Annotated in this window: 8 protein-coding genes; 1 reads left to right on the forward strand and 7 read right to left on the reverse strand. The window is 58.4% G+C overall.

The window, feature by feature from the left end:
• The first annotated feature begins 380 nt into the window (after nt 1-380).
• Nucleotides 381-2,210 (forward strand): sulfotransferase family protein, encoded by a 1,830-nt coding sequence (locus tag AC2A04_RS18065; RefSeq protein ID WP_484213752.1) that lies wholly within the window; start codon nt 381-383, stop codon nt 2,208-2,210.
• Nucleotides 2,211-2,216: 6 nt separating this feature from the next.
• Here AC2A04_RS18065 and AC2A04_RS18070 read toward each other — a convergent pair whose 3' ends face one another.
• From AC2A04_RS18070 to AC2A04_RS18100, 7 genes are all read right to left on the reverse strand, one after another.
• A complete protein-coding gene (locus AC2A04_RS18070) occupies nt 2,217-2,867 on the reverse strand; it encodes an FkbM family methyltransferase (protein WP_484213753.1) in 651 nt (216 codons plus the stop codon).
• A 163-nt stretch (nt 2,868-3,030) separates the two neighbouring features.
• On the reverse strand, nt 3,031-4,119 hold the full coding sequence (locus tag AC2A04_RS18075) for a glycosyltransferase family protein (protein WP_484213754.1): 1,089 nt from the start codon (nt 4,117-4,119) through the stop codon (nt 3,031-3,033).
• The gene (locus tag AC2A04_RS18080; RefSeq protein ID WP_484213755.1) at nt 4,116-5,306 is read right to left on the reverse strand and encodes a hypothetical protein; all 1,191 of its coding nucleotides are present in this window, start codon (nt 5,304-5,306) and stop codon (nt 4,116-4,118) included. Before AC2A04_RS18080 ends, AC2A04_RS18075 begins: the two co-directional genes overlap by 4 nt.
• Before the next feature lie 59 nt (nt 5,307-5,365).
• Complete coding sequence (locus AC2A04_RS18085) at nt 5,366-7,555, reverse strand: hypothetical protein (protein ID WP_484213756.1); 2,190 nt, start codon at nt 7,553-7,555, stop codon at nt 5,366-5,368.
• A 130-nt stretch (nt 7,556-7,685) separates the two neighbouring features.
• Nucleotides 7,686-8,288, reverse strand: coding sequence for a hypothetical protein (locus AC2A04_RS18090; protein WP_484213757.1), 603 nt, complete (start codon nt 8,286-8,288; stop codon nt 7,686-7,688).
• Nucleotides 8,281-9,771, reverse strand: a complete 1,491-nt coding sequence (locus tag AC2A04_RS18095; RefSeq protein ID WP_484213758.1) for a hypothetical protein — start codon at nt 9,769-9,771, stop codon at nt 8,281-8,283. Before AC2A04_RS18095 ends, AC2A04_RS18090 begins: the two co-directional genes overlap by 8 nt.
• Before the next feature lie 203 nt (nt 9,772-9,974).
• A complete protein-coding gene (locus AC2A04_RS18100; protein ID WP_484213759.1) occupies nt 9,975-12,506 on the reverse strand; it encodes a glycosyltransferase in 2,532 nt (843 codons plus the stop codon).
• Nucleotides 12,507-12,738 lie beyond the last annotated feature (232 nt).

The following is a 12,738-nucleotide window of genomic DNA, read 5'->3' on the forward strand; positions in this document are numbered from 1 at the left end:
CAAGGCGATCGACGATGTCGCCAAGGCGCTGCCCAAGCTGGTGACTGACTAAAGGCTTTCAGGACGATCCGCATCCCGCAACGACCAGTTTGGTCTTTCTGGCAGGCTTCTGCTGTGGGTTGACCACCGCGCTGTGATTCAGAAACAGCGACGTTGCATGCTTGAAGATAAACTGCATAATCAAAGTGAATGTAGGTTTTCAGAGAATTGCTATACCATGGATCGTAGGTTTACTGGATCGTAGGTTTACTTAAACGGTTATTCTAGAGAATGCTTCAAAAATTTCTAATTTGATTGCCATCGTTTATCGATAAACATAAGCCCTGTACAATACTTCAAATATTGTAAGTTCAAAAACAGAATATCTCTGGGAAATAGTTATGGAAAACGCCATGGATGGCCGCAAATTAAATCAAAGAACTTGCGTTCTTATTCTTGGTATGCACAGGTCTGGCACATCTGCACTTACTGGCGTACTTTCTAAGCTTGGCTGCAAACTACCTGAAAACCAAATGTCAGCCAGCGTCTCGAATGCGAAGGGCTTCTTTGAGAGCGCTACAATTCGCGATTTCAACGATGAGATTCTGGCGTCCGGGGGATCGTCATGGGACGATTTCACCGCTTTTAATCCGGATTGGCTGGGCTCTCCGCAGTCGCTCGAGTTCATCAAGCGATCAACCGAGGTGCTGCAACGAGAGTTTGGTGAATCGCACCTGTTCGCGCTTAAGGATCCCCGTGTCTGCCGACTATTACCGCTCTGGAAAGCGGCCCTTGACAATTTCGGATGTAAAATCGCTCCGATACTGATCGTTCGCAACCCACTCGAGGTTAGCCTGTCACTTAAGGCAAAACGTGGGTTCAGCGAACCGCTCAGCCAAATGATTTGGCTTCGATACGTGCTAGACGCGGAAAAGCACACACGTGGAATGGCGCGCCAACACACTAGCTATGACCTACTAATGGAAAACTGGGAAATCCTGGCGAGAAACGCTCGGACAACATTAGGGATGATATGGCCGAAACCGATTGCCAACGTGGAGTTCGAAGTTACACGATTTCTTTCATCAAGCTTGCGACATAACCGCCAGGATCATTTGGACATTCTTGGGCGCTCTACACTAAGCCCTTGGCTACGCGAGGTGTTCGGAATTTTCAATAGATGGGCTTTGGAGGGCGAGGACAGAACGGATTACGCAAAGCTCGATCAAATTGGTGCAGAATTTGAAGTTGCATCAAGTTCATTTGCACGCCTAGTCCGAGCGGAACGTGACGTCAGCAACGACATTCGAGCCGAATTGGTCAATCTGAAAGAGAAGCTCAGCGCTTCCGACTCGGAGCGCGGAGTGATAAGGGGACAGCTTCTAGCCAGCGCGGCCGCGCAGCAGGACCTTCAACGACAGGTTCAAGATTTGACCTCTCGATTGGAGAGACAGGCGGATATTACGGGTGACATGCAAGTCCAGCGTGATCAGTTCCAAAATGATCTATTGCTTGAACAGGCCCGGCTTGAGGAGCAGCTGCAATCGCAGCGCCTGCAGTTGATCGAAGCGTCCACGCTTGAGCGGGCCGCGTTCCAGACGCGGATGAAGGACGTTGCGGACGAACTTCAGGAACAGCGGCGCAAGACGACCCTGCTTGAAGCGGAACTCTTCAAGCGGACTGAAGCGCTGGAAACCACGGAGGCGCGGTTCGCCCAGACCGAAATTAGCCTGAAGAAGCGGCAGGCTGAGGCCGACGAGGCATGGACGGCCGCCAAAGCCGCAAAAGATGAGATCAACCAGACACGGACGGCGCTCGACAGCGTTGAGGCCGCCCGCAGTGGCATGCAGCTACAACTGACGAAATCCGTGGAAACGCTGCAGAAGCGGGAGGAAGAACTCGACAAGGCGCGCACGGCCCTGCGGGCGGCACAAGAGGAAGTCGAGACGCGATTCCGGGAACTGGCGGTGCTGTCGCGCATGGCAAGTGATCACGAGGCGCATGCCACACGGCTGCAAGAGGAGCAGAAGACACTCAAGACCAAATTATTTTCCGAGCGCAAAAACAGCGGCGCGCTGGAAAAGGACCTGCAGAGGCTCAGAAAGTCGCTCTCCTGGCAGATCACAAGACCCTTGCGCGCGATCGGCCGGGGATGGAAGAAACTGACCGGCGGCGGGCGCGCTCAAACCGCAAGGCGATTACGAAACAACCCGCCGGAAACTTGTTTGTAACGCAGTTCAGGGGCGAGCCATCACGAAGTCCCACCCGCGCTTGTCCACCGCGACGACTTCGTACCCAATCGTTTCAAGGTAATCCTTGGCCGAATACTGAATGTCGCCTTCGAGCACGACATCGTTTTGCTCGATTACGATGACGGGGTTGCAGCGCTCGATCGTTCGCGCTGCGCCCAAGAGGACCTTCTTCTCGAAACCCTCAACGTCGATCTTGATGTAGTCGATATCCTCGAAGCCGAAGTCATCGATCAGGCGGACAGGGACTGTCTTTTCCTTGGCTCCCTCACGCGCTGTATGGGTGCCACCGAACATGACGATTTCACCCGGTTCGTCACCGATGGCGCAGTTGAAATGGGTGACGCGGCGCAGATCGACATTCCGGCGGAAATCCGGCCAGAGATTAGGGTCAAAGGCATAGACATGCGCAAAGTCGAGGTGCAGATAGCGCGTAAACTCCCCCACGCGGCATCCGATATCGAGGGCATTGCGGAAGTTACGAATGAACGGCTTGCTGAGGGCATAGGTGAGTTTGCAGGCGTGCTTGGGATACTCGCGATGCCCATCAGGCGAATAGAGGAAGTCTTGCGCTGCCCACTCCGGCTCGTATGGATTGTCTTGCCATTCTGTCGGGTTCGGCAGGGCACGGTCTGACATGTTTCTTCTTTCCACAGCAGCTGCAGCTCCTAGCCGCGAAGCCGCTTATGTCGTGGAGTGTGTGGAAGGGCAAGGCATATGTCCTCCACTGACGATGCCTGAATTGCGCTAATCTCGAACTATATTACGCCCCATCGACGCGAAGGCATCTCAAGTCGGCAGGCTATCGGCCGCGCATGCTCTGTTGCTGGCGTGCGCGTTCCAGCACGGACAGAACCTGCGTCTGCAGGCGCTGATGGGTGTATTCCGCCCTGAGCTTCGCTTGCGCCCGCACGATCATGGCGCTGCGCTGCTCGGGTCTGCAAAGAAGCGACATCATGGCCTCCGCCCAATCGTGCGAGGTTGAGGCAAGGATGCCCGCCCCGTCCGCGCAGGCCCGCTCATAAACCCTTAGCTGCGAAGCGATCACCGCCATACCGGACAGCGAATATTCGACCCACTTGGTATCGGCCTTGCAGCAGTTAAAGGGATTGTCTTCAAGCGGCGCGACACCGATCCACCAGCCAAGCGAGCGCAGTTCGGGCAGGAAGTTGGCGTAGTCCTTGACCGGCGGCAGGCGGCGGACACGCGATCCGAATGCCGCAAGCTCGGACGGAATGTCGATCCTGCCAAAGATCTCGAACTGCAATTCCGGGACCGCGTCCATTACCCGGCAGATCGCAGGCACGATCATCGCAAAATCCACCGAATGCCCGCCAGAACCCATGTAGCCCGCGACCGGCCCGGTCGCAGGCGAGATCAGCGGATCGACGTCGGTCGGAGACACCGAACAGTAGATTTCACCCGCCATGATCGGCACGGAAAAGCTGTAGTCTGCAAACCGCTCCTTCAGGAATGGCGTGGATGAATAGAGGAGATCGCAAGCCTCGATGTTTGCCCGCAGTGCGCTGATCCGCGTTGGATCACTATAGACCTTAAGCTTGGCCGCCCCGAGGCTGGTGGGGACCGACAGGAGATCGTCGTCGATGTGAAAGATTACCGGGATGCTCTCTCTGCGCGCGCGCGCGATCCAAGCCTGACCATTTTCGGACGTACACCGCGAAAGCACGAGAAAGGCCGGACGAGAACGCTCGAACATCTGGTCGATCTCTGCGGGTGCCGCATCCTGCGAACCGAATTCCACTCGATAGGGGGAACTGTCCGTCTCGAACGGCTGTCCGAAGCTGATTTTCTGGGTCGCGCCGGGGCCCGCTGCGGTATCGGAGACGACCAGCAGCGTTTTCGGCACGACCGAACCGGTCAAGCCGCTCATGTCCCTGCCTCGACAAGCCGGTCGCGGGCCACCACGGCACGCCGTGGCGATGCCGCTGGCTTAAGACGAGGCGCGGTACGGCCCCGCGTTCCAGATAGCCCGGCGACGATCAGCCGCGCAAAGCGGCGGTAGACCTCCGCGGCATTGAGCGGCATGGCCTGCCGCGCGAGGAAGGCCGCTTGACGTTCGATGATCATCGAACGGCGCAGGCGCACATCGCGTTCGAAGGCCAGCCAGTCATCCAGCGTGCTGATCTCGGTCAGCCCTTCATAATTACGCGCATCCATGACGCCGCCGGGATCGCGCCAGAGCCCGACCGGAATTTGCGCAAGAACCATGTCGATTACGATCGAGGAAGGGGCTGAGATGCCATAGCGGTATCCCGAAAGATCGACCCGGAATATCGGGGCGTTGTTGATCTCGACGTTATCCGGAAGGCCGACATTATTCCTAAGGACATATTGGCCGCCAGGATGCGGTCGCAGGGTTACCTTCTGCCCGCGGGCGTCCATTTGCCGGCAGAAATCAAAGAAGATCTCCATGAACGATGCCTTGTGGTCGCCCGTGGCACGCAGGCGCACCGAGTGCATGTTTTCACACACGATGCCGGTCGCGGCAGTACCCCTTGCCCCTCCTTTGCGCACACGGTTCTGAAGAAGCGAAGACGGGCCAGTGCAGTAGATCTTGGCCCGCTCAGAAGCCACGAGCGAAGTCAGCGCAGGTCGCTCGAACCAGCTACACACGACATCGGCGTTGAAACTCACATCCCGGCCATGGCTGATCACGTGCTCACGGCTTTGCACGAAGCCGACGCATTCGAAGCCATGCTGCAGCGTGACCCGGACATACCCAGCCGGTGCGGCCCGGAAGACCGTAGCGACTTCTTCATGCGCTGGCAGGCTCGACTCGCTTGCGGCAAAGATCATGCCTTCTCGGCCCTCAAGTGCGGCGGCGGCCTGCTCGTGATCCGCGTAAAGATAGATCGCCGCGTTCAGGTCGGCGGCCATCAGACCGAGTTCCTGTTGCCACACGCCCGACGTGTCCCGTTTCATGAACCCCTGCGAGACGAGAAAGCAGATTTCGGCCGAGGCTTCCTGGGCAGTAAGATACGCGACGCCGCGGACAATATTGACGTCCTGTAGTAGGTTTATGATAAAGTAGATTGCCTTGCCTTTGATCAATTTCATCCCTGTTCCCTCTTGCTCACGGTCCACCCTTGTCTCGGCCCCATCGGAACGGTGCCAGTTCAGGAGTACAATTCGCGAATCACGGTCACCCGATTGAGGATCGCGTCCCACCGCGCCAGTTCTCCATGCAGGCTGCTGACAGGATCGATGGCGTCACAGCGGGAAAAGGGGCCGCGGATGCGTGCCGAGACTCTTGTGGTACAGAGGCTGCCAAAGCCTGCGGCCAAAAGGTCGAGCCCGAGGCCGATTGCCGCTTCGTGTGGCGATGCAGCCCCCTCGACTGACGGCATCGCGGCGAGGGCATCGCGGCGCCACAGGGCAAAGTGCCAAGTATTGGCAACGACCGGGTAGTGCGCACCTTGCAATGCGAGTGTTACGTCGGGTTCGGAAAAGGCTAGGCGCGGCGACCTGATCAGCGAAACACCGGCCGGGAAGAGGCCGCCCGATGCGGGCTCAAGCACGTTCTTCTTCTTGATGACCCGGTCGCTGACGACAAGGCAGCTCGCCGACGCGACCGTCCTGTCGCTCTCGCACATCGACCAGAGTTCTCCGAGGATCGCACCGTCCCCGATTTCGATCCTGTCGCTCAATGAGAGTAAGCGTTCACTGCTGAACATGGGGGCGACCTGACGCAGATCGCTGTGACCGGCGACCTCGATCCAGCGCCCTGCGCCGCAGAGGCGGTCCAGCACGTCGCGACAGCCGGGCGCATCGGGCCCGAGGCGCACCCCAATCGCACGATTGCCGCACAGGCCCAGCGCTTTCAGATCCCCGACGGCTCTTTCGAGCTGCATGACATCGGTGGCTTCGAGGAAGATGTCCAATGATTCGAACGCCAGGCTAAATCTGCCGGGCGCCGCCGGTCTTGCCGGGCCAGACAGCAGTTCAAGAGTTGGCCGGCGACGGAAGGCGATGGCAATATGATCGGGGGCAGAGCCGGACGGGCTGCCGCTAGACGCCTGCGCACCCATGGAGAGAAGAAAGGGCTGTCCGGCCGTTGGCGCGAGCTTTGGCGGGAGCACAACGGCCCAGCGCGGGCGCATGTCATCGAGGTCGACGACGAGAAATGGTCCTCCCCGCGGCCCGCCCCCTTGGCCCAGCAGCGCCCCGCGGACAAGAACTGCAATGGTCGGGATGCAGTCAGCCGGCAGGCAAAGCACCGTGCCTTGTGCAGCCGCACCGCCGCTCGCTGGCGAGCCCGCGCTCGCTTCGCCTTCACGCGGCTTCAGCTGGAACAGCGCGAAGAGCCACGCCGCGAGCGCATTGTCTGTCTGCCGCGCCTCGGCAGGCTCATCCGGCGGCAGCATCACGACATCGGCGATGGCGCGGCTGCCGCGGCAAACAAGGTGATGTAAAAGATAGGTCCGGCTAAGAGACCAGAATGCATCGACCGGATTGGATAGCGGCTGGTGCGCCTTAAGCTCTGCGCTGTGCAGCCCCTTCGGCAGAAGCGAGGGAAAGGGCAGCAGAGCGACCGCGCGAATCGCGTCCTCGCGATCGGACAGTTCGATGAGGACCGGCATGCAGGGATCTGCCAGTTCGAGATCCCAGAACACGGGCCCGGATGCAGGCAGGCAAATGTCTGCGCCCGCGGGCAGCAACCGCTCGGGCTCTGCCGGGCACGCCTGATAGGCACGCAGGAGCCATCCCTCGCCCACGGGTCCGTCTCCGGGGTTGCCCTGAAGCATCAGCCGCAAGAGCCCCGTATCCGCATACCACGCATTGTCGATGCGTGCCGCGCCCGAGCGGAACTGTGGGGGCGCGAAGGACGCTTCCGGGTTGGCGGGTGCGCCCACGATCTCGCCGGGAAGCCTGAACATGCGCGCATAGGCCGCTATCGCGCTTCCGCCATCCGTGGCCGTAAGTCCGCTCCGGACCACCTTCTGCGCGAGGGTGTCGAGGAGGAGGTGGCCCGCATTTGTGATCTCTGCCCTTGTAGCCGCCGGGCCAGGAACGACTGTGGCGGAATTGAAGCCCGGCGGACGATCCACGATCGGTGCCGCTTTGCCAGCTGATGCCTTGACCGGGCCTGTCTCGTAAGAGGTTTCCGCCGCCCGGTCGGTCGGGCGCACTTCGATCTTGGCAGCAGTCTTCTGCGCCGGGCGGGGTGGTGGTTGAGCCGGTCTGCCCATCGGCTGGCCGAACCGACGATAGTGGGCCCACGGATCCATTCCTGACATCTTCACATCCGGGAAAGTTTCGAGATACCAGGCGGCATCGAAACTGGCGTCCTTCTCGTTGGGTTTCATCACTGCTCGCTCTCGTTGAATTGCGGATCAAGACGACGCCCGCTCCGGGCAGGGGGGACACTTCAGGCGGCAGGACCAATGCCGTCGTTCCCGAATTGTCGGACAAACGGGAAAAAGGCATAGACGATCATCATCGAGCTTTGCTCAATTTTGCAAGGGCACCGGCCGCATGCGCAGCTGTGCGCAAAGCAACTTCGAGCGAATAGGGGGCGATCGCGAACGCGGAACCTGTTTCGAACATATCGCGCAGGGCCAGCAGGAAAAGGTTCTCGGCAGCGCGCAAGTCAATCAGGAGGTTTCTATCTTCGGGAGCAGGGTCCTGCACGTCGATCCGGCTGCCAAACAAACGATAAGGCTGGGCATCAGTCCAGTTAAGCACCTCGGGCCAGTCCGCCGGCTGTTCAAACGCAGTCCGCATCATGACGAGAAAATCGAACCCGGAAAGCCTTTCGATGGTCTCGCAGATGGCCAGGATGTCGAACCCGTCTTCGAAATGCATGCGCGCAGCGGTATCATCGGTGTACCGGAACCTGTTCTGGAACGCGACAATCGAAGCCGGATATCCAGCTTCGATATTCAGGGTGCGTGCACCTTTACCGCTATCGAACTTGCCAACCGTCAGCACCAGCCGCTCTGCGCCAGGCACAGCGACCGTCTCGACCAACGCGAGGGCACGGACGGGATCGGCGCCGGCACTCCCACAGCCGAAGACGAGGATCCGCGGCTTAGACATGCGGGCGCCCCTCGAATTCGATCAGCATCCGCCACGCCGCACCGCTTGCGAACTCTTCGATCGAGAACTGACTGTACGCCAGATGCTGCACCCAAGGCTGCCGATCGGGATAGACCGGCGTCTCGATCTGGGTGAGATCAGTCTGTCCGATCGGGGCCGCGGCGCTGGAAGCCGCCACGAAAACGGGTGTGCCCAGACAGGCTGCTTCGATGGCGACGTTGGAAGAATGCGTCACCAGAGCATGGGCGTCCCACAGCGCCTTGATGAGCGGAATCGACGCTTGGCCTGATACAGGCTTCTCGCGGACGATGACGGGCCGGTCCGTTAGGCCACGGAGTGCCCCGAGCGTCGTCGGAAGCCAGTCGGCGCAGTCATGCGCCTGCATAAAATAATCCGTTGGAGGGCACACGATGATATGCCGCCCCGCTCTCCTCCAAGGCATGAGCTTCAGATTGAGCTCTTCGGCACGGTTGGCAGGGCATCGTCTGATCTGCCCGGCTTCGTAGGCATTGCGTGTGATACGGTAGGACTTGCCATGGCCCCGATTGAAATAGGCATGATCGATGTAGAACCAGTAGCCGCCACGCTGCCGGGCTTGCGCGATGACCCGATCACTGCCGCGCAGGACGCCCCAAACCACCGGGATGTCGGCAAGCTGCTGCTCCTGATCTTCGGCATAGGCCAGCCGGCTACCAGTACCTTGAGCAAAGGCGCGGATCACCGGATTCCCCGCGCCGCCTCGATTGAGATAGGCGCCGAGCATCCAAGGTTCGAGCCTTTCCGGGTGTATGCGCAGCGCGAAACTCTCGCTTCGTGCCGTGCCACCTCCGCCGATGACGTCGATCCGCAGGGGCTGTGCGACTACGCCAATGCGGGACGGCGGCATTTGGACTGCAAACCGCTCATCAGGGGCAACGATTGTGCGGCGCAGGATGGTGGTCGATCCGGAATCTTGCAGGTGCACCGAGACCTGGAGGAAATCGCCGATCTGGGGGGAAGGCAGGCGCAGGCGTCCCTGCTCATGGATGGCCTCGAGCGGCGCGGCGCCACTTTCTGGCCCCGCAATCGTGATCGCTTCGTCCCGGGGAGCAGCTCGTTTTGGACCGGCTGCGTGGCCCGCATCGCAAGACGCGATCAACTCGATTAGCACGGCGTCCAGTTGCGCGGATGTGCAATGGGACCGGCCTGCCACCCAAGACCTGAAGCCGCTGCCGGGGCCTACAAAGCAATGCTCTGCCGGGAGTACGTCCGGCAGCGCCTTTCGTTGCAGGTCGGACAGACCTGACGGCAGCAAATATCCCATGATAGTTCGGGAAGCAGGCATTGCCTCGACAAGCTGCAAGCTCTCAGCTATAGGCAGGATCATCGCCAACCCTGCCCAACCTTCCCGCAGCGCCTGCTCCTGCAGCTGCGTTGCGGCAGACGGCGTGGGGGTAATCAGCAGGAGTTCGGCGCCCGCGCCGAAGTGTTCGAGCAGTTCCATCGCCCCCACGTACGCGACGATATCATCGTGGCAGCACACGTGTATGCACAGCGTGAGGCAAGGTGCTGTAGGCACGGCGGCAGGTCTACTGATTCCCGCGATCCATGCATTCCATCGCTGCCGTGCCACATCAAGCGCAGCGGAGCTAAACTTATGCAGGGCGAGGCGCGCCGCCAGCATCGCAACGGGAAGGGCGAGCCCCGTCATTGGGCCAGTCTCATGATTTCGCTGCTGAATTGGTTCCAGTCATACCGGGCGACCGTTTTGCTAACATCGGTCTCGTTGGCAAAGCTGGCCTCGATCAGATCGGCGATCTTCTGAGGATCGGCATCGATATCGAACAGGTAACCGTTCTCTCCGTGGCGGATAAGATCGGGCGCAAAGCCGGTCCGGCTCGCGACAGGAACGGCGTTGCACATCATTGCCTCGATCAATGGAATAGGCCCGCCTTCCAGCAGCGACATGGACAGGAACACATCGAACTGCGCATAGATTGACGGATATTCGCGATAAAGCGCGGAAACGTAGCGAAAATTGGGAAGGGCTTTCATTTCTTCGAAACGCGCGTACTGGTTCCACCGCCGCCCTAGCAGGACAAACTGGCGATGCGGAAGAAGCTTTATAACCTCCAACAGGCAATCTGGGTTTTTGCGCTCGTAGAATGAAGAGGAAAGCCCCACAACGCCTTCGCCACGAACGTGGGGCACAAACATCTCCGGGTCTCCGCCGCCCAGCACAACAGCGCCCTTGTGATAGGGCAAGCCACGCCGCAGCCAAAGCTGACGATTTGACTCGCAGGCGAAGAAGACCTTGTCCACCTGCTCCATGAGAACCAGAAGTTCGGCGACGGATACCGGATCTTCCTCGCGCGGGTGGGTGTACCAGACGAATATCCGGGAATTCGTCAGTACCTCGGGGAACTTGCTCGAATAAATTTCGAGCAGCGCATAGTGGCTAAAGAAGACGTTCCGCGCGACCGGTGGCGTGCCGGGGTGATAATGGACCTTCCAGCTGGCGGATTGTCGGGACCCGATTTCCCGGCAGATTGCATCGAGAATCCAACCCCGACCCTTGTCATGCACGACGAACAGCCAGTCTACCGATCCGTTCGGTTCGCTCCATTCCGCATGCGGTCCCGCCGTGATGGCCGACGGTCGCGCCGCGCCCTTGAGAACGGAGGGGCAATGGGCCTCCAGGCCGCTGGCCGCTAACTGGTCATACGTCACAACATCCACGCCGCGCCATAGAGCCTCGAGCCGAATCTGCTGCGTGATCGGAGCCTCAAGATTTTCGACGACAAGCAGCGCGCAACCGGCAAGGAGGTTGGGCGGAACTGTCACACGTGAGGAGAAAAACCGCGGAAGGACCCCGGCGCGATGCAGCACAGCGGCGAGCGGAGGAACCTCCTCAATCGCTTCCGTCGCGACGAGCAGTTCGTGATCTAGCCCTCCGACTGATTTCGCCTGCTTAAGCACACGCTCGGCAGTGGCGCATTCAAAACCGGTCTCAAGCAGGAAAAGGACCGTAGTGCCAGAAGGTCGGCGAGCTTCATTGACCGCATTGCTCACCAGTCGAAACCATACCGCGCCGAGCGCTTCTGGCGTGTAGCGACTGAGTATCGTTCTCGCTGCCGCTAGGCGGCATTCAACAAAACGCGATCGCATCGGCCCAAGCATCTGCTGCAGCAGTTCCGATGTACGGCCGGACGGAATCGCTGCGTCGAATTCCGCAACGGCAGACCCCTTTGGCGCGAGAACCGGAACTCCTGCCGCGAGGGACTGCAGAACGCGGTTCGAAGACTTCAGAGTACCGAATATGTCACTGCTTGACGTCAGAATCGAGAGGTCGGCTGTTTCGAGGAGCTTGTACACCGCCTCCGGTGACCACTGCACATAAGAAACTGGAAACATGCACTCCTTGACGAGTGCATCGTATACCGTCTTACTGTTGCTGACGACAATTAACTCAAGCGAGATCAACTTGTTGACCTCGCGCAAATCTTTGAGGAAAGGCTTGATACTAAATATTCCGAAATTGCTGTAGCTAGCTCCGAAATTGCCGAACCAAAGGACACGCCGACGATCCGTCTTCGGGACCGGAAGGGGAACTTTAGCCAGTGGTGGAAGACGTTTTCCGGTCACGAATTCGTCAGTAGCGCGATAAATCTCGTAAGTTTCAGCGATGTCGGGCACGACATGTATGGAAAGCCTTGTTGCGCCTACATCCCTAACATAGCCCTCGATCTGATCGGCCATTGCAGCGCTAGGAACAATGACTCCCGTTAAGCTATTTACAATACCTTGAAAATATAGCAAATTTATGCCGTCAGAATTTTTAGCGTAACGCTCATTCATAATGTCGTCACACATGTCGAGAAATGCGGGAATTCCTCGCGATTTTGCCATTGCTACAAGTTTTATTACAGAAGCGTCCAATCTCTTTACAATAACAATCACATCTATTTCATCAAATTTATCAGATATTTCTGAAAGCTTTGTAAAATACTCACTATTTGCTTGATTTTTGACCACTCTGGCGAAATGAAAGCAACGGTAACGAACTGATGCCGAATTAACATCTTCGGAATTCAGAAACCAGCCGATACGAATATTATGATTAACTTCAGTATTAGGCGCCTTGGCAAGCAAGACCGAAGATTTGAATTCCAAAGTTGCACCTTTTTGCACTGATATAATCCCGAGTCTGTTGTAAATATATGTATAGATGCGATTCACATGATCATTTTGCAGCAGCCCAGTATGCAAGCTGCGATGAAGGATAGCAAACTGACTTTCAAGCGATTATCGTCCAAGTTGGCCGTAATATTAGGCCGTGAACCCATATAACTTGCCGCCGTCTCAGCCCCATGCCAGACCTTTCCGCGATGGAGGAGGTCAGATGACTGAAATGCCATTCGTGAAGCGCAGGTTCGAGCTTGATGTCGGTGAATTGGTCGTCTGCTTTTTC

This window comes from Novosphingobium sp. HNCC26DJ243, assembly GCF_057180545.1.